General features: G+C 71.6%; 19 protein-coding genes. 9 read left to right on the plus strand and 10 right to left on the minus strand.

Translation table 11 applies throughout. From position 1 onward, the window contains the following. Positions 1 to 7: 7 nt before the first annotated feature. The 3 genes from CITRI_RS0100505 to CITRI_RS0100515 form a co-directional block, all read right to left on the minus strand. Entirely contained in the window at positions 8 to 1,057 is a 1,050-nt protein-coding gene (locus CITRI_RS0100505) for a heme A synthase (RefSeq protein WP_010142568.1), read from the minus strand. 67 nt (positions 1,058 to 1,124) lie between these two features. Further along, a complete protein-coding gene (locus CITRI_RS0100510) occupies positions 1,125 to 1,898 on the minus strand; it encodes an ABC transporter permease (RefSeq protein WP_010142569.1) in 774 nt (257 codons plus the stop codon). After that, positions 1,895 to 2,947, minus strand: coding sequence for an ABC transporter ATP-binding protein (locus tag CITRI_RS0100515; RefSeq protein WP_369731940.1), 1,053 nt, complete (start codon positions 2,945 to 2,947; stop codon positions 1,895 to 1,897). Before CITRI_RS0100515 ends, CITRI_RS0100510 begins: the two co-directional genes overlap by 4 nt. 178 nt (positions 2,948 to 3,125) lie before the next feature. Between CITRI_RS0100515 and CITRI_RS15650 the strand changes: the two genes are divergently transcribed. The 6 genes from CITRI_RS15650 (at position 3,126) to CITRI_RS0100545 (ending at position 8,235) form a co-directional block, all read left to right on the plus strand. Further along, positions 3,126 to 3,926 carry a helix-turn-helix transcriptional regulator gene (locus CITRI_RS15650; RefSeq protein ID WP_369731942.1) on the plus strand — a complete coding sequence of 267 codons (801 nt, stop codon included), beginning with the start codon at positions 3,126 to 3,128 and terminating at the stop codon, positions 3,924 to 3,926. Positions 3,927 to 3,960: 34 nt separating this feature from the next. Then, entirely contained in the window at positions 3,961 to 5,421 is a 1,461-nt protein-coding gene (gene sufB, locus CITRI_RS0100525) for a Fe-S cluster assembly protein SufB (RefSeq protein ID WP_010142572.1), read from the plus strand. Between the two features lie 74 nt (positions 5,422 to 5,495). Next, a complete protein-coding gene (sufD, locus tag CITRI_RS0100530; protein WP_050813541.1) occupies positions 5,496 to 6,725 on the plus strand; it encodes a Fe-S cluster assembly protein SufD in 1,230 nt (409 codons plus the stop codon). Next, a complete protein-coding gene (locus CITRI_RS0100535) occupies positions 6,725 to 7,060 on the plus strand; it encodes a non-heme iron oxygenase ferredoxin subunit (RefSeq protein WP_010142575.1) in 336 nt (111 codons plus the stop codon). Before sufD ends, CITRI_RS0100535 begins: the two co-directional genes overlap by 1 nt. Before the next feature lie 73 nt (positions 7,061 to 7,133). Then, the gene (gene sufC / locus CITRI_RS0100540; protein ID WP_010142576.1) at positions 7,134 to 7,898 is read left to right on the plus strand and encodes a Fe-S cluster assembly ATPase SufC; all 765 of its coding nucleotides are present in this window, start codon (positions 7,134 to 7,136) and stop codon (positions 7,896 to 7,898) included. A gap of 10 nt (positions 7,899 to 7,908) precedes the next feature. Continuing rightward, on the plus strand, positions 7,909 to 8,235 hold the full coding sequence (locus tag CITRI_RS0100545) for a metal-sulfur cluster assembly factor (RefSeq protein ID WP_010142577.1): 327 nt from the start codon (positions 7,909 to 7,911) through the stop codon (positions 8,233 to 8,235). A 102-nt stretch (positions 8,236 to 8,337) separates the two neighbouring features. Here the strand turns inward: CITRI_RS0100545 and CITRI_RS0100550 are convergent, their stop codons facing one another. Genes CITRI_RS0100550 through CITRI_RS0100565 form a run of 4 tightly spaced genes read right to left on the minus strand, consistent with a single transcriptional unit; the run spans position 8,338 to position 11,385 of the window. Beyond that, on the minus strand, positions 8,338 to 9,267 hold the full coding sequence (locus CITRI_RS0100550) for a neutral zinc metallopeptidase (RefSeq protein ID WP_010142578.1): 930 nt from the start codon (positions 9,265 to 9,267) through the stop codon (positions 8,338 to 8,340). Beyond that, complete coding sequence (locus tag CITRI_RS0100555) at positions 9,264 to 9,938, minus strand: energy-coupling factor transporter transmembrane component T (RefSeq protein WP_010142579.1); 675 nt, start codon at positions 9,936 to 9,938, stop codon at positions 9,264 to 9,266. Before CITRI_RS0100555 ends, CITRI_RS0100550 begins: the two co-directional genes overlap by 4 nt. Then, complete coding sequence (locus CITRI_RS0100560) at positions 9,935 to 10,747, minus strand: energy-coupling factor ABC transporter ATP-binding protein (RefSeq protein ID WP_010142580.1); 813 nt, start codon at positions 10,745 to 10,747, stop codon at positions 9,935 to 9,937. The genes CITRI_RS0100555 and CITRI_RS0100560 overlap by 4 nt, the downstream gene beginning before the upstream one ends. 5 nt (positions 10,748 to 10,752) lie before the next feature. After that, positions 10,753 to 11,385, minus strand: a complete 633-nt coding sequence (locus CITRI_RS0100565) for a biotin transporter BioY (RefSeq protein WP_010142581.1) — start codon at positions 11,383 to 11,385, stop codon at positions 10,753 to 10,755. A 102-nt stretch (positions 11,386 to 11,487) separates the two neighbouring features. Here CITRI_RS0100565 and abc-f point away from each other — a divergent pair, with 102 nt between their 5' ends. After that, on the plus strand, positions 11,488 to 13,086 hold the full coding sequence (abc-f, locus tag CITRI_RS0100570) for a ribosomal protection-like ABC-F family protein (protein WP_010142583.1): 1,599 nt from the start codon (positions 11,488 to 11,490) through the stop codon (positions 13,084 to 13,086). A 23-nt stretch (positions 13,087 to 13,109) separates the two neighbouring features. On the opposite strand, the gene CITRI_RS0100575 is transcribed toward abc-f, so the two are convergent. The 3 genes from CITRI_RS0100575 to CITRI_RS18215 are packed head-to-tail and all read right to left on the minus strand — an operon-like array spanning position 13,110 to position 14,771. Next, positions 13,110 to 14,021, minus strand: a complete 912-nt coding sequence (locus CITRI_RS0100575) for an SURF1 family protein (RefSeq protein WP_010142585.1) — start codon at positions 14,019 to 14,021, stop codon at positions 13,110 to 13,112. Next, positions 14,014 to 14,301 (minus strand): hypothetical protein, encoded by a 288-nt coding sequence (locus tag CITRI_RS0100580; protein ID WP_010142586.1) that lies wholly within the window; start codon positions 14,299 to 14,301, stop codon positions 14,014 to 14,016. Before CITRI_RS0100580 ends, CITRI_RS0100575 begins: the two co-directional genes overlap by 8 nt. Next, positions 14,298 to 14,771 carry a DUF3099 domain-containing protein gene (locus CITRI_RS18215; protein WP_010142587.1) on the minus strand — a complete coding sequence of 158 codons (474 nt, stop codon included), beginning with the start codon at positions 14,769 to 14,771 and terminating at the stop codon, positions 14,298 to 14,300. Before CITRI_RS18215 ends, CITRI_RS0100580 begins: the two co-directional genes overlap by 4 nt. Positions 14,772 to 14,890: 119 nt before the next feature. On the opposite strand from CITRI_RS18215, the gene CITRI_RS0100590 reads away from it, so the two are divergent. Next, positions 14,891 to 15,625: a beta-ketoacyl-ACP reductase gene (locus CITRI_RS0100590; RefSeq protein WP_010142588.1), complete on the plus strand. Its 735-nt coding sequence runs from the start codon at positions 14,891 to 14,893 to the stop codon at positions 15,623 to 15,625. A gap of 5 nt (positions 15,626 to 15,630) precedes the next feature. Next, complete coding sequence (locus CITRI_RS0100595) at positions 15,631 to 16,449, plus strand: SDR family oxidoreductase (RefSeq protein ID WP_010142589.1); 819 nt, start codon at positions 15,631 to 15,633, stop codon at positions 16,447 to 16,449. Positions 16,450 to 16,455: the final 6 nt, after the last annotated feature.

Consider the following 16,455-nt stretch of genomic DNA (forward strand, 5'->3'; position numbering starts at 1 on the left):
GGGGACCCTAGGCCATCGTCGCGTGCCGCCGGGCGGGCTGCGGCCGGACCGGGCGGGCGCGGTAGGCGGACACCTGGCGGTCCCAGGCGGTGGTCACGGCCCAGACCACCAGGCCGGTGCCCAGCATGTGCAGCAGGACCAGCCAGATCGGCAGGCCGGTGAAGTGCTGGGTGTAGCCGATGATCGCCTGGAAGGCGATGACGCCCACCAGCGACCAGGCGGAGATCCGCTGCAGCCGCGAGGACTGCTGGCGTAGCACCACCACGAGCAGCACGAGTGCTGCAGCGGTCATCAGGTACACCGGCAGCGCGTGCAGGCGGGTGACGACCAGCGGGTCGAAGTCGTGACGGGGCGCGTCGGCGTCGCCACCGTGGGGTCCGGTGCCGGTGACCACGGTGCCCAGGTACAGCACCACCCAGCCGGTGACGAAGGCCGTCGTGGCCATGCCCCGCGACAGCGGGGAAGTCTCCCCGTCCACGATCGCCGTCGGCGACTGCTCGCCCTCGCCGCGGGACAGGGCCTCACGGTGGCGCCATTCCACGCCCACCCGGTTGACCAGCAGGCTGGCGACGCAGACCATCACCGAGGAGACCAGGAAGTGCATCGCCACGACCCAGGGATTCAGCCCGGTCAGCACGGTGATCCCGCCGACGACGGCCTGGGCGGGGATGCACGCGAGCATGCCCACGGACATCCAGAAGATGCCCCGGTGGGAGCGGCGCAGGTTCCAGACCCAGAGCAGCACGGCCAGGGCCGCGATGCCGACCACGAAGGTCAGGGTGCGGTTGCCGAACTCGATGTACCCGTGGATGCCCATCTCGGGGGTGTTGGTCAGGGACTCCGGGGTGCACTTGGGCCAGGTGGGGCACCCCAGTCCCGACTTGGTCAGCCGGACCGCGCCTCCCGTGACGATGATGCCGATCTCGGTGACCAGGGAGATGACGGTGAGCCAGTACGTCGTGCGGGTGATGTCCCGCGGCAGGCGCCACCGGCCCGGGGAGAGTCCGGCCGCCGTCGCGGCGGATCCGGGGGCGGGGGACTGGGTGGGGGTACTCACGGGTGGGTCCTTCGGACGGGTCGGTCGGGCAGCCGGCGGCTGCGGTGGGGTTCGGGTCGGGGTCGGGTCAGCGCCACTTGAACCACCTCAGCGCCCCGGCGGTCGCCAGTGCCGCCCAGGCGATGAGCGTGAGGAGGGCACCGACGTCGAGGGCACCGGCGCCCAGGGCCGCGCGCAGTCCGTCGCCGAGCGCCGCCGAGGGCAGCACGACCCCCAGCCCGGCCAGCCACCCGCTCTCCGGCAGCGGGAAGACCACGCCGCCCACGGCGCCCAGCAGCACCCACATCAGGTTGGTCAGGGCCAGCGTGGCCTCCGGGCGGGCGGTGCCCGCGATGAACAGCCCGAGGGCCGTGAAGGCCGCCGCGCCGGCCAGGAAGAACAGCAGTGCCGCAGGGATGCCCGCGGGGTCCGGACGCCAGCCCAGGGCCAGGCCGACACCGCCGATGACCACGACCTGGAGGACCAGGACGGACAGCACGGCCACGGCCTTGCCGAGGATCAGGCCGGCGGGGCCCAGCGGCGTGGTGGAGAGGTACGCGAGCACTCCGTAGCGGCGGTCGAACCCGGTGGCGATGCCCTGCCCCGTCAGGGCCGAGCTCAAGACGGCCAGGGCCAGGACGCCCGGCACGGCCACGTCCACGCCGTTGACGTCCGGCCGGTCCAGCAGGCCGGCCCAGACCACCCCGAACAGGGCCATCACCGGCAGGATCAGGGAGATCAGCAACTGCTCGCCGTTGCGCAGGGCGGTCACCGTCTCATAGCGTCCCTGGGCGAGCACGCGCCGCGCCAGGGACCGAGCGTTCGAGGTCCCGGCGTGGGGGGTGTCGAGGTGGGTGTTCACGGGGCGACCTCCAGGAAGACGTCCTCCAGGGTGCGGTGGATGAGGCGGACGTCCGTGGGCATGAGTCCGGCGGCATTCCACCAGGCGCCCAGCGCCGCCCAGTGCGCCGGGTCGGAGACCCCGAGCACGTGGTAGGTGCAGCCTCCGGGAGCATCGGCGGTCTCGGAGGACAGGCCCACCTCGCTGACGGAGAGCCCCTCCGGTGCGGAGGCCAGGACAGCCTCCCCGACCGGCACGGACACGGTGAAGGACAGGGGGGCCGGGCCGGAGCGGGCGGTGAGCTCGGCGACGGTGCCGGCACGCTCGACGACTCCCTGGCGCAACAGCACCACGTGGTCGGCCAGCCGTTCGGCGTCGTCGAGCAGGTGCGTGGTGAGCACCACGGCCAGTCCCGCCTGCTTCAGCTCGGTGATCAGGTCGAACACCAGCTGGCGGGACACGGGGTCCAGGCCCGCGCTGGGCTCGTCGAGGAACACGACGCGCGGGCGGCCGGCCAGGGCGGCCGCGAGCGCCACGCGCTGGCGCTGGCCCCCCGAGAGGCGGCGGATGTCCCGGCCGGCGAACTCCCCGATGCCGAGCCGCTCGACCAGCGCGGCCATGTCGGCCGGCTCGCGGTACAGCGAGGCCACGTGCGCCAGCAACCGGGCCGGCGTGGCGGACGGGGGCAGCCCGCCGTCCTGGAGCATGACCCCCACCCGGCTGCGCAGGGCGGAACCGGCCCGCCAGGGATCCTGGCCGAGCAGCTCGACCGTGCCGGCGTCGGGGCGGTCCAGCCCCTGGGCGATCGTCAGGGTGGTGGTCTTGCCGGCCCCGTTGGGCCCGAGCAGCGCGGTGACCTGGCCCGCGCGGGCCTGGAAGTCGACCCCGCGCAGGATCTCCACGTCCCCTCGGCGGTTCCGCACCGTCCGGCAGACGCCGTTGAGGGACACCAGGGCGGGCGCGGGGGCACCGGCAGCGGAGGCGACGGGGCCACCGGCCTGACGGTCGGCGACCGCGACGTCGGCCCGGCGACCGGGCTCGCGAGGGGTGGGGGGCAGGGGGAACGGCACCCGTCCATGGTACCCGCGGGCCACTCGACTCCTCCGAAAGGTAGCGCAGAGGTAGCGGCAGTGAGGACGGCCTCGGCCGCGGCCGGTGAGAGGGGCGTGCCGGGCCTCGCGCCCCGCGCCCGCGGGCGGACGCAGGGCAAGGTTCGCCTTACTTTCGCCTGACCACGAATTAGGTAAAATGGCGGTTGTGTATTCCTCCAGTGACGTCGACGTGCCCGCAGGGGACACGGTCGAAGGACCCCGCGAGAGCACCCGGGATCGGGTGCTGCAGGCGGTCCTGTCCCACGGGCCGGTCAGCGCGGCCCGGGTCGGTGAGCTGCTGGGGCTCACGGCGGCCGCCGTCCGCCGGCACCTGGACGCACTCTCCGAGGAGGGTGCGGTCGAGGTCAAGCTCGTCGCCGGCAACCGCGGCGCCGGACGCCCCTCGCGGCGCTACGTCATCAGCCACGAGGGCCAGAGCCGACTGGGCAACGACTACCTCGAGCTCGCGAGCCGGGCCCTGGGGCGCCTGGCCGAGGTGGCCGGACCCGACGCCGTCCGGCACGTCGCGCGGGAGCGCTTCGCGGCCGTCGAGGACCGCTACCGCGAGGCCATCGGCACCACCGCGTCCCTGAAGGACCGCGCCACCGCCCTGGCGCGGGTGCTGGACGCGGAGGGCTTCCACGCCAGCGTCCGCCTCGTCGGGCGGCCCGACTCCGCCACGAAGCAGCCGACCCTCAAGGCGGCCCAGATCTGCCAGGGGCACTGCCCCCTCCAGGAGCTGGCCGCCGACTACCCGCAGTTCTGCGAGGAGGAGACGGAGCTGTTCGCCCGCCTGCTCGGGGTGGACGTCCGCCGGCTGGCGACGCTTCCCACCGGCGGCCACGTGTGCACCACCCACGTCCCCCTCGGCCGCGACGCCGAGCCGCCCGGCCGGCACGGAGCCGGCCCACAGACCATCAGCGGCGCCGGCAGCCACGCGGCACCGGACGCCGACTGACTCCCAGACCACCGACCACGAAGAGAGGCTTCAGATGACCGATCAGATCACCAGGGAGAACGCCGATCCGGGCGTGATCTCCGAGGTACTCGAGAAGAACCCGGAGCTTGAGGCCATCGGCCCGTACCAGTTCGGCTGGGCCGACCAGGACGATGCCGGTGCCAACGCACGCCGCGGCATCAACGAGGAGGTCGTGCGCGACATCTCGGCCAAGAAGAGTGAGCCCGAGTGGATGCTCAACCTGCGCCTGAAGGGCCTGAAGTACTTCCAGCGCAAGCCCATGCCCACCTGGGGTGCCGACCTGTCCGGCATCGACTTCGACAACATCAAGTACTTCGTGCGCTCGACCGAGGGCCAGGCGAAGTCCTGGGAGGACCTGCCCGAGGACATCCGCAACACCTATGAGCGCCTCGGCATCCCGGAGGCCGAGCGTGAGCGCCTGGTCGCCGGCGTGGCCGCCCAGTACGAGTCCGAGGTCGTCTACCACCAGATCCGCGAGGACCTGGAGGCCCAGGGCGTCATCTTCCTGGACACCGACACCGGCCTGAAGGAGTACCCGGAGATCTTCAAGGAGTACTTCGGCTCCGTGATCCCGGTGGGCGACAACAAGTTCGCGGCCCTGAACACCGCCACGTGGTCCGGCGGCTCCTTCGTGTACGTGCCCAAGGGCGTCCACGTGGAGATCCCGCTGCAGGCCTACTTCCGCATCAACACCGAGAACATGGGCCAGTTCGAGCGGACCCTGATCATCGCGGATGAGGACTCCTACGTCCACTACATCGAGGGCTGCACCGCGCCGATCTACAACTCGGACTCGCTGCACTCCGCCGTCGTGGAGATCGTGGTGAAGAAGAACGCCCGCGTGCGCTACACCACCATCCAGAACTGGTCCACCAACGTGTACAACCTGGTGACCAAGCGCGCCGTGGCCGAAGAGGGCGCCACCATGGAGTGGATCGACGGCAACATCGGCTCCAAGGTCACGCAGAAGTACCCGGCGGTCTACCTGACCGGCGAGCACGCCAAGGGCGAGACCCTGTCCATCGCCTTCGCCGGCGCCGGACAGCACCAGGACACCGGTTCGAAGATGGTGCACCTGGCCCCGAACACCTCCAGCTCCATCGTCTCCAAGTCGGTGGCGCGCTCGGGTGGCCGGGCAGCCTACCGTGGCCTGGTCCAGGTCATGGAGGGCGCGAAGAACTCCGCCAACTCGGTGGTGTGCGACGCGTTGCTGGTGGACACGATCTCCCGCTCGGACACCTACCCGTACATCGACATCCGCGAGGACGACGCGACCCTGGGCCACGAGGCCACGGTGTCGAAGGTCTCCGAGGAGCAGCTCTTCTACCTGATGAGCCGCGGGATGTCCGAGACCGAGGCCATGGCCATGATCGTGCGCGGCTTCATCGAGCCGATCGCGCGCGAGCTGCCGATGGAGTACGCCCTGGAATTGAACAAGCTGATCGAACTGCAGATGGAAGGATCGGTAGGCTGAGCGTGTCACAGACTGTCAACACCGCCCCGGAAGAAATCGACGCGGACGGCGCCGGAGTGCCCGTCATCCCCGGCATGGGGGAGGAGGGCGAGAAGCTCTCCGGTGAGGTCGCCGCGGCCAGCGCCGCCGGCCATGCCGCCCACGCGGTCCCCGCGGACGGAGCCCGGCAGGCGACCGCCGGTTCGTCCCGCGCGGACCGCCGGTCCAGCTTCGAGCTGGCCGACTTCGCCGTGCTGACCGGTCGCGAGGAGGACTGGCGGTTCACCCCGCTGGACCGCCTGGCCGGTCTGCACCTGCCCGAGGGCAACTCCGCCCGGCTGACCGGCGCCGCCCCGGCGGTCGAGGTCGGTGCCGTGGACGGGGTCACCGTCGAGACGGTGTCCCGCGAGGACTCCCGCCTCGGCGCCGCCCTGACCCCGGACGACCGCGTGTCCGCCGCCGCCTGGGCCTCCTTCGCCGAGGCGACCGTCGTCACCGTGGGCGCCGGCGTCGAGGCCGGCACCCCGGTCCGCATCGACGTCACCGGCACGGGTTCCGAGCCGGCCGCCCAGCACCTGCTGGTCGTCGCCGAGCCCAACTCCCGCGCCGACGTCGTGATCACCCACCGCGGCACCGCCGTGGTGAGCCAGAACGTGGAGTTCGACGTCCGCGAGGGCGCCGGGCTGAACGTCACCTCGATCCAGGCCTGGGACGGGGACGCGGTGCACGCCTCGGCCCAGCAGGCCAAGGTCGCCAAGGACGCCTCCTTCAAGCACGTCACCGTCTCCTACGGTGGCTCGGTGGTGCGCCTGACCCCGACCTCGCGCTTCGCGGGCACCGGGGGCGAGGCCCGGATGTACGGACTGTACTTCGCCGACGCCGGCCAGCACCTGGAGCAGCGGCTGTTCGTGGACCACGCGACCCCGAACTGCACCTCCAACGTCCTGTACAAGGGCGCCCTGCAGGGCAAGGACGCCCGTGCCGTCTGGATCGGCGACGTCCTGATCCGCAAGACGGCCGAGGGCACCGACAGCTACGAGAAGAACCAGAACCTCGTCCTGACGGACGGCACCCGCGTGGACTCGGTGCCGAACCTGGAGATCGAGACCGGTCTGATCGAGGGCGCCGGACACGCCTCCTCGACCGCCCAGTTCGATGACGAGCAGCTCTTCTACCTGATGGCCCGGGGCATCCCGGAGCAGGAGGCCCGCGAGCTCGTGCTCCGCGGCTTCCTCAACGAGATCATCCAGAAGATCGGGATCACCGACGTCGAGGAGATGCTCACCGCGCAGATGGAGACCGAGCTGCAGGTGGCGACCCACTGATGGCGGCCGGCCAGCGCGTCTGCGGCACGGACGAGATCGGGCCGGAGGAGGCCAGGCGGTTCATGGTCGACGGGATCCCCGTCGCCGTGGTCCGCGCCTCCGACGGCTCGCTCCACGCCCTCAACGACACCTGCTCGCACGGCGAGGTCTCCCTCTCCGAGGGGTTCGTGGAGGGGTGCGCCCTGGAGTGCATCGGCCACGGGTCGGCCTTCGACCTCGTCACCGGTGAACCGAACGTGCCGCCCGCGACCGAGCCGGTTGCCGTCTATGCCCTCGCCGTGGAGGACGACGGCATCTGGGTGGACACCTCCCGAGTCCTCAACCGGGTCGCATAGCCCGAGCGCTGCACCGCAGCCACCCCAACCACACTTCCCGCCGGGGCACCGGCGAACCGCAAGGAGAACACGAATGTCTACGCTGGAAATCAAGGACCTGTTCGTCTCGATCGAGACCGAGAACGGCCCCAAGGAGATCCTCAAGGGCGTCAGCCTGACCATCAACACCGGTGAGACCCACGCCATCATGGGCCCCAACGGCTCCGGCAAGTCCACCCTGGCCTCCACCATCGCGGGCCACCCGCGCTACGAGGTCACCTCCGGCACCATCACGCTCGACGGCGAGGACGTCCTGGAGATGTCCGTGGACGAGCGTGCCCGCGCCGGCCTGTTCCTGGCGATGCAGTACCCGGTCGAGATCCCGGGCGTGACCATGACCAACTTCCTGCGCACCGCCAAGACCGCCATCGACGGCGAGGCCCCGTCCCTGCGCCACTGGACCAAGGACGTCAAGGCCGCCATGGAGGGCCTGAAGATCGATCCCGCCTTCGCCAGCCGCAACGTCAACGAGGGCTTCTCCGGCGGCGAGAAGAAGCGCGTCGAGATCCTGCAGCTCGAGCTGTTCAAGCCGAAGTTCGCGGTGCTGGACGAGACCGACTCCGGCCTGGACGTCGACGCGCTGCGCGTGGTCTCCGAGGGCGTCAACCGTGCCCAGGCCACCAACGAGATGGGTACCCTGCTCATCACCCACTACACCCGCATCCTGCAGTACATCAAGCCCGACTTCGTGCACGTGTTCGTGGACGGCAAGGTCGCGGAGTCCGGTGGCGCCGAGCTGGCCGACCGCCTCGAGGCCGAGGGCTACGAGCGCTTCGAGACCGCTGCTGCAGGGGCCTGAGGAGGACAGCATGACGACTGACCAGGCACAGACCTCCCTCGAGGACATCAGGGAGGCCCTGCACGAGGTCATGGACCCCGAGCTGGGCGTGAACATCGTCGACCTCGGGCTGCTCTATGGCATGAACTATGCCGAGGACGGCGCCCTGATCATCGACATGACCCTGACCACCGCGGCCTGCCCGCTCACCGACGTGATCGAGGAGCAGATCGGCAACGAGATCGGCACCATGGTCGACGAGTGGCGGCTGAACTGGGTCTGGATGCCGCCGTGGGGCCCGGAGCGGATCACCGAGGAGGGCCGCGAGCAAATGCGGGCCCTGGGCTTCAACATCTGAGCCCGACCCCTCATCCCCTGCAGACGAGAGCACCCCGGTCCACGGACCGGGGTGCTCTCGTCTGCGTCCCCGGCAGTGCCCCTGCCCGGGAGGACGGGCGGCTCAGGCCGTCGGATCGTCCAGGTCCGGGTGGTCCAGGGTGTTGCACTGGTTGATGTCCCCGGACTCGTAGCCGTGCATGAACCAGGCCATCCGCTGCTCGGAGGTGCCGTGCGTGAAGGCCTCGGGCAGCACGCGCCCGGTCGTGGACTGCTGGATGCGGTCGTCCCCGACGGCGGCCGCCGCGGAGAGCGCGTCCCGCAGGTCGGTCTGGGTGAGGGGATCCAGGAACGGGTCGCCCGACTCGGGGTCCACGGTGCGCACCGCGTGCCCGGCCCACATCCCGGCGTAGCAGTCCGCCTGCAGCTCCACGCGCACCGCCCCGGACTCCGGCCCGGTGCCACCGGACTGCGAGTACTGCAGGTAGCCGACGATGTTCTGGATGTGGTGGCCGTACTCGTGGGCGACCACGTACTCCTCGGCCAGGGGGCCGCCGGAGGCCCCGAACCGCGATTGCAGCAGGCCGAAGAAGTCAGTGTCGAAGTACGCCGTCTCATCGCCCGGGCAGTAGAAGGGGCCGACGTCCGAGGTGGCCATGCCGCAGGCCGTGTCGACCTGACCGCCGAACAGCTCCACTCCGGGGGGCCGCCAGGTGACGTTGTACTCCGCCAGGTGGAGATCCCAGAAGGCATCGGCGGACTCGATCGTGGCGATGATCCGGCAATCGGTCCGCTCGTTCGCCGTCTCCCCGGTACGGCAGGTGGCGGACGCCGCCGGGCCAACGGGCTCGTACTGGGACGTCTCCGGCGACGGGCCGGTCAGTCCGAGCTGCTCGGCCAGTCCGGGGGCGAAGATCGCCAGCAGCAGCACCAGCAGGCCGGTGCCGCCACCGATGGCGACGGTTCCGCCGCGCCCCGCCCGGCCGCCACCACCGCGGCCCCGGGAGTCTCGGACGCGGGAGGGGTCCAGCCGGATGTTGTCATTGAAGCTCATGCGCCCCGAGTGTAGTCCGGCCCCGGATGCTTCGGCTCCGGGGCTGCGGGCAGCCCGCGGGCGGCCAGGGCCTCCCCGGTCGCGCGGGCGTGGCCGACCGTGGCCACGAGCACCGGCCCCATCAGGCGCACGGGCCCGCGGCGCAGTCCCCGGGAGGCCAGGGCCTCCGCGTGGGCGCGCACGGCGGCGCCGACCCAGGGGATCGTGCGCAGCATGACGTTCACGGCCAGGGCGGCGGCCTCCGGGTTGACCCCGAACCGGCGGAACGCGCCGAAGAAGTGGGCCAGGCCGTCCAGCAGTTCCGTGCCGGGGGTGGTGATCACCAGCAGCCGGGCGGCGGCCAGCGCGCCGAAGACGGCGGCCATGACCACCAGCGCCGGCCCGAGGGCGTCCAGGGGGGACAGGGGGACCGGCCCGAACACCCCGGAGGCGAAGCGGGCCACGCCGGCGAAGGCCAGCAGGGGCCAGCCGCGGCGCCAGGGGGCCAGGAATTCTCCGGGCAGCCGGGCCAGCAGGTACAGGCCGAAGACCCCGGCGAGCACGGCGCCGACCACCACGGGCTGGCGCCAGGCCACCAGGACCACGGTCAGCACCAGCAGCACCGCGTACTTCACGCCCAGGGGTGCCCGGTGGACCGGGGAGGTGCCGGGCCGGTGGTCGAGCAGGTTCACCGTGCGCGCTCCTGGCGGCCGGCTCCGGGCCGGGTGCGGGCGGCACGTCGGTCGTGGACGTCCCGGCGGTACCAGGCGACCGCCCCGGGCCCGTCGTCGTCGTGGACGATGCGCCCGTCGGCCACGACCAGGCACCGGTCGGCCCGGGCGGCGAAGTCCAGGTCGTGGGTGGTGTAGACGAGCTGACGGCACCGGCCGGTGCCGGGCAGGGAGAGCAGCAGGTCCTGGACCTCCAGGGTCCAGTCCAGGTCCAGCAGGGTGGTCGGCTCGTCGGCCACCAGCAGCGCGGGATCGGTGGCCAGCACGGTGGCCAGGGCCAGGCGCTGGCGCTGGCCACCGGAGAGGTCGTAGATGCTGCGGTGGGCCAGCCCGGCCAGTCCGTGCTCGGCCAGGACCGCCTCGGCGGCGCGACGCCGTTCGCCCCGGTGGCGGATGGTCCGGCGCAGGGAGAGCTCGACGTCCTCACCGGCCGTGGGCATGACCAGTTGCACCAGCGGGTCGGTGAACATGAACCCGGTGCGGGACCGCACCTCGTCGACCCGGGACACGGTGTCCAGTCCGTGCACCGTGACGGTGCCCGCCGAGGGCTGGACCAGCCCGTTGAGCAGGCGGACCAGGGTCGACTTGCCCGATCCGTTGGCCCCGATCACCGCGGTGACCGGTTCGGCCAGGACCGTGTCCACCGGCCCGAGGATGCGCAGGGTCCCGGGGGTGGCCCCGGTTCCCTGCCCCGGGGCCGGGGCCGCGCCGGGCAGGTCCACGACCGCCCCGCGCAGCTCGATGACCGGGGTCGGTCCCGCGGTGGGCATCCGGCTCAGAACCGGCGCAGGGCCAGGGCCGGGAAGGCCCGGATGACGGTGGCGGCCACCGCCGTGGCCAGCACGTTCTTGACCACGTCCCCGGGCCAGAACACCATGTCGGCCCCCAGCGCGGTGGCCAGGTCCAGGTCGAGGGCGAGCATCATCCCGGCGATGCCCATCGGGTGGATGAACACGAAGGAGGCCACCATCGCGCACAGCCACACCAGGGCCCACCAGCCGAAGCCCATCCGGCCCGCGCCCCGGGCGGCGGCGGCCTGTCCACGGCGCAGCACCACCGTGGACAGTGCCCCGGCCAGCCCGGCCGCCAGCGGGAAGGCCAGCAGGTACCCGGCCGAGGGCCCGGCCAGCACGCCGATCCCGGCGTTGAACCCGGAGAAGACCGGCAGCCCGGCCAGCCCCACCACGAGGTAGAGCAGCACCGACAAGAAGCCCAGTCGGGCCCCCAGGATCAGGCCGGTGAGCATCACCGCGAACGTCTGCAGGGTGATCGGCACCCCGAAACCGCCCACCGGGATCGGGGGCAGCATCGAGCACACCGCGATCAGCGCCGCGAACACCCCGGCCAGGGCCACCTGCGTGGGCACCGCCAACGACGTGCGCTGGGCGCTCGGGACTGCTTGGCTCATGGTTCAGCTCCTGTACGGACGGTACCGGCGTGGCTCGACGGTAGACTTGACGGGTTCCGCCCGCCTCGGCGGACAGTCTAGGCCGTCCAAGGAGATCCCCCCGTGCTTGCTGTCACAGACCTCGAACTCCGCGTGGGTGCGCGTCTGCTCATGGACGGGGTCACGTTCAAGGTCGATCGCGGGGACAAGGTCGGCCTGGTGGGCCGCAACGGCGCCGGCAAGACCACCCTGACCAAGGTCCTGGCCGGTGGGGGACAGCCCACGGGCGGCCACGTCACGCGTCGCGGCTCGGTCGGCTACCTGCCCCAGGACCCCAAGGTCGAGGACATGGACCAGACGGCGCGGGACCGGATCCTCTCGGCGCGCTCACTCGACCAGATCATCCGGCGCATGCGCCAGGCCGAGGACGACATGGCCAACCCGGACGATGCGATCCGCGAGAAGGCGATGCACCGGTACGGCCGGCTCGAGGCGGAGTTCACGACGTCGGGCGGGTACGCCGCCGAGTCCGAGGCCGCCACGATCTGCGCCAACCTCGGCCTGCCGGACCGCATCCTCGACCAGCCCCTGCACACCCTCTCCGGCGGCCAGCGCCGCCGCGTGGAGCTGGCCCGGATCCTGTTCTCGGACGCGGACGTCCTGCTGCTGGACGAGCCGACCAACCACCTGGACCACGACTCGATCGTGTGGCTGCGGGAGTTCCTGAAGTCCTACCCGGGCGGCTTCATCGTCATCAGCCACGACGTGGACCTGATGGAGATGACCGTCAACAAGGTCCTCTACCTGGACGCCAACCGCCAGGTGATCGACCAGTACAACATGGGGTGGAAGAACTACCTGCTGCAGCGCGAGCAGGACCAGGCCCGGCGCAAGCGCGAGTTCTCGAACGCGGAGAAGAAGGCCAGCCACCTGATGGACCAGGCCAACAAGATGCGCGCCAAGGCGACCAAGGCGGTCGCCGCGCAGAACATGATCAAGCGCGCCGAGCGCATGATGCAGGGCCTGGAGGGGGAGCGGGCCGCGGACAAGGTCGCGGCGATCCGCTTCCCGGAACCGGCCAAGTGCGGCAAGACGCCGCTGACGGCGCAGGACCTGTCCAAGTCCTACGGCTCCCTCGAGATCTTCGCCGGGGTGGACCTGGCAATCGACCGCGGCTCCCGGGTGGTGATCCTCGGCTTCAACGGCGCCGGCAAGACGACGCTGCTGCGGATGCTGGCGGGCATCGACACCCCGGACACGGGCGAGGTGATCGCCGGTCACGGCCTCAAGCTCGGTTACTACGCCCAGGAGCACGAGACGCTGGACACCGACCGCACCGTCCTGGAGAACATGAAGACCGCGGCCCCGGACCTGGCGGACACCGAGGTGCGCAACATCCTGGGCTCGTTCCTGTTCCAGGGCGATGACGTGGCCAAGCCGGCCGGCGTGCTGTCCGGCGGCGAGAAGACCCGCCTCGCCCTGGCCACCCTCGTGGCCTCCAGCGCGAACGTGCTGCTGCTGGACGAGCCGACGAACAACCTGGACCCGGCCTCACGCCAGGAGATCCTCAACGCCCTGCGGACCTACGAGGGTGCGGTCGTGCTGGTCACCCACGACGAGGGCGCGGTGGAGGCCCTCGACCCGGAGCGAGTGGTCCTGTTGCCGGACGGGGTGGAGGACCTCTGGAACAGCTCCTACCAGGACCTCATCACGCTGGCCTGACCGGCGGACCGGCCGGCGCGCCCTCAGCGTGACTCGGCGGCGTCGAGGATCGCGTCCTCGGCCTCCTCGTCGGTCGGCCGCCCGCCGCGGCGGCGGGCCGGCCTCGACTTCGGGGCCCGGTAGGCGGAGAGGTACCCGTCGTCCTCGGTCAGTCCCTGCTCGCGGTCGTCGCGGTCGTTGAGGGCCCGTTGCCGGGCCATGTAGCCCCAGACCACGAAGCTCATCAGCCCGAACATGAACCACTGCAGCGAGTAGGACAGGTGCGGTCCCTCGTCCAGCGGGGGCTTGGGCGGCTGTTGCATGCCCATCGCGGGGGCGGGGGTCTCGTCCGCCAGCTGGCCGTAGGCGGTGTCGGCCACGGGGTAACCGACACTGTCCGTGAAGGCGACCAGGTCGATCGAGGCGAGTTGGCCCTCGGGGGCGTCCCGGCCCAGGTCTGGCTCGCCCGGCTTGGCCCGGACCACGACCGTGACCTCGCCCGCGGGCGGGGAGGGGACGACGTCGGGCCGGCCGGGGGTGTCACCGATCGGCAGCCAGCCGCGGTTGACCACGATCACGTCCCCGGTGTCCGCGCGGAAGGGAACCAGGACCTCGTAGCCCGGCTTGCCGGCCAGCGGCCGGTTGCGCACGATCCGGGTGTCCTCCTCGAGGTACTCGCCCTCCATCTCCACGGGGGTCCACTGCTGGTGGGACTGGAAGTCGGTGAACACCGCGGCGTTCGAGGCCAGCGGGACGGCCGGCTCGTCGTAGTTCTGCAGGACCTTGTTGATCTCGGCCACGGCCTCCATGCGCCGGTCCATCTGCCATTGGCCCAGCAGGGCGCAGGCGACGGCGAAGACGGCGCAGAAGGCCAGCCCGCCGAGCCACTGCGGGGAGATGAGGAAGCGGTAGTCGAGCCGGGCACGCTTCGGCGTCTGCGCCTCGGGTTCAGTCAAGCGGGAGCACGTCCTTCAGCAGTCCCCGGGACCGCAGGTAGTCGGCGAGCCAGTCCCGGTGCTCCGGGCAGGCCAGCCAGGTCTTGCGCCGCTCGGGCGCGTGGATGCGAGGGTTGTTCCATTCCAGGAGCCAGGCGGCGTCCTGCCGGCACCCCTTGCGGGAGCACTCCGGCCGGGCCGGTCCGCCGGAGCCGTCCGGTCCCGACGGCGGCGCGGTCGCCGGGCCGGGCGTGGCGGAGGCGGTGCCGTCCAGGGCACCCAGGAGGTCACGGTGGTTCATGCGGCGCGGTGGTCCCGACCGTTGCCCGGTTCCGGCAGGCGGTGCGGTTCCGGCTGGACGCGGGGCCCGGCAGGCCGGGCGCCCGCCGGCGGATCGTCCGTGGTGGTTCCCACCAGGGTCTCCGGTCCGGCGTCCAGCTGCAGCCGGTTCGTGAGTTCCGGGGCGCTGGGCCGGGGCACGGCGCCCAGCGCCTCGCCGTTGGAGACGGTGCCGGCATTGGCCAGGACCACCGCGATGTACGGCAGCACGATGGCCAGGACGAAGAAGACGATCTGCACCCAGCCGGTCGTGAAGAAGGCCAGCACGAAGCAGACGGTGCGGATCCCCATCTGCCACGCGTAGCGCACGAAGCGGGCGTCGCGGTCGACGTGGCCCGGTGCCGGTGCGCTGGTGATGCGCTGGACGTCCTCGGAGCGGTCTCGCCGGGCGTGCCCGGTCTGGCGACCGGTCTCGGCGTGACGGATGGACATGGGGCAGGCTCCTGAGCGGTGGGGAATCGGTGGCCGGCGTGTCCGGGCCTGTCGTCCATTGTCCCACTTTCCGCCCTAGAGTGGGGCACCGAAGAAGCAGGACCGACCCAGGAGGAACCATGGCCGAGGCAAGCACGCAGGATTCGACGGGCGGGCGCAGCGTCCTGGTCACCGGTGGCAACCGGGGCATCGGCCTGGCCATCGCGCAGGCCTTCCGGGACAACGGGGACCGGGTGGCCGTCACCTCACGGTCCGGGCAGGCCCCGGACGGGCTGTTCGCGGTGCAGGCCGACGTCACGGACGCCGACTCGGTGGACCGGGCCTTCTCCGAGGTCGAGGCGGCCCACGGCCCGGTCGAGGTGCTCGTGGCCAACGCGGGGATCACCCAGGACCAGTTGCTGCTGCGGATGAGCGAGGAGGACTTCACCTCGGTCATCGACACCAACCTCACCGGTGCCTTCCGGGTGCTCAAGCGCGCCTCCAAGGGCATGATCCGCAAGAAGAAGGGCCGCGTGGTGCTGATCTCCTCGGTCGTCGGCCTGATGGGCTCGCCGGGACAGATCAACTACGCCTCCTCCAAGGCCGGCCTGGTCGGCATGGCCCGCTCGCTCACCCGCGAACTCGGTTCCCGGAACATCACGGCCAACGTGGTGGCCCCCGGGTACATCGACACCGAGATGACCCAGGCCCTGGGCGAGGACCTGCAGAAGCAGTACAAGACGCAGATCCCCGCCGGCCGGTTCGCCGAGCCGGCCGAGGTGGCCGGCGTGGTGCGGTGGCTCGCCTCCGACGAGGCCTCCTACATCTCCGGTGCCGTCATCCCCGTGGACGGCGGCCTGGGGATGGGACACTGATCCGCATGACTTCCGAGAACACGGGTGCCGAGGGCACCCAGAGCACCCAGACCACCCAGGACCTCGCCGGCAAGGGCGCCATCGTCACCGGTTCCAGCAGGGGCGTGGGCGCCGACACCGCGCGACTGCTCGCCGCCCGGGGGGCCGGCGTCGTGGTCAACTACCGGCAGAAGGCGCCCCGGGCGAACAAGGTGGTGGCCTCGATCGAGGAGGCCGGAGGCCGCGCCGTCGCCGTGGGCGCGGACATCACCACCGCCGAGGGCCGCCAGGCCATGGTGGACGCCGCCCTCTCGGCCTTCGGCTCCCTGGACGTCCTGGTGCTCAACGCCTCCGGGGGGATGGAGTCCTCGATGGGCGAGGACTACGCGAACGTGCTGAACCGCGACGCCCAGGTCGCCATGCTCGAGGCCGCCGCCGAGGTCATGCCCTCCGGCTCGCAGGTGGTCTTCGTCACCAGCCACCAGGCGCACTTCATCGACGCGGTCCCCACCATGGACGCCTACGTGCCGGTGGCCCGCTCCAAGCGCGCCGGCGAGACCGCCCTGCGGGAGCGCATCCCCGCGCTGCGCGAGAAGGGCATCACCCTCGTGGTGGTGTCCGGGGACATGATCGAGGGAACCATCACGGCCACGATGCTCAACCGGGCCGAGCCCGGGGCCATCGAGGCCCGCCGCGAGGCGGCCGGGAAGCTGTACTCGGTCGAGGAGTTCGCCGCCGAGGTGGCCTCCCTCGTGGGCCGGGACCTGCCGGCCGGGCACACCGAGTACGTGGGCGGGGCCCAGGACTTCCTCGAGGCCGCCGGCGGCGATCCCGACCACCGCTGACGCGCG

This window comes from Citricoccus sp. CH26A (assembly GCF_000224415.1).
Lineage (GTDB): Bacteria > Actinomycetota > Actinomycetes > Actinomycetales > Micrococcaceae > Citricoccus.

Coding starts and splice junctions, on each gene's coding strand:
- CITRI_RS15650 (WP_369731942.1), top strand. CDS start 3,126: ATGGCGGTTGTGTATTCCTCCAGTGACGTCGACGTGCCCGCAGGGGAC.
- sufB (WP_010142572.1), top strand. CDS start 3,961: ATGACCGATCAGATCACCAGGGAGAACGCCGATCCGGGCGTGATCTCC.
- sufD (WP_050813541.1), top strand. CDS start 5,496: ATGGGGGAGGAGGGCGAGAAGCTCTCCGGTGAGGTCGCCGCGGCCAGC.
- CITRI_RS0100535 (WP_010142575.1), top strand. CDS start 6,725: ATGGCGGCCGGCCAGCGCGTCTGCGGCACGGACGAGATCGGGCCGGAG.
- sufC (WP_010142576.1), top strand. CDS start 7,134: ATGTCTACGCTGGAAATCAAGGACCTGTTCGTCTCGATCGAGACCGAG.
- CITRI_RS0100545 (WP_010142577.1), top strand. CDS start 7,909: ATGACGACTGACCAGGCACAGACCTCCCTCGAGGACATCAGGGAGGCC.
- CITRI_RS0100550 (WP_010142578.1), bottom strand. CDS start 9,267: ATGAGCTTCAATGACAACATCCGGCTGGACCCCTCCCGCGTCCGAGAC.
- CITRI_RS0100560 (WP_010142580.1), bottom strand. CDS start 10,747: ATGCCCACCGCGGGACCGACCCCGGTCATCGAGCTGCGCGGGGCGGTC.
- CITRI_RS0100565 (WP_010142581.1), bottom strand. CDS start 11,385: ATGAGCCAAGCAGTCCCGAGCGCCCAGCGCACGTCGTTGGCGGTGCCC.
- CITRI_RS0100580 (WP_010142586.1), bottom strand. CDS start 14,301: ATGAACCACCGTGACCTCCTGGGTGCCCTGGACGGCACCGCCTCCGCC.
- CITRI_RS18215 (WP_010142587.1), bottom strand. CDS start 14,771: ATGTCCATCCGTCACGCCGAGACCGGTCGCCAGACCGGGCACGCCCGG.
- CITRI_RS0100590 (WP_010142588.1), top strand. CDS start 14,891: ATGGCCGAGGCAAGCACGCAGGATTCGACGGGCGGGCGCAGCGTCCTG.
- CITRI_RS0100595 (WP_010142589.1), top strand. CDS start 15,631: ATGACTTCCGAGAACACGGGTGCCGAGGGCACCCAGAGCACCCAGACC.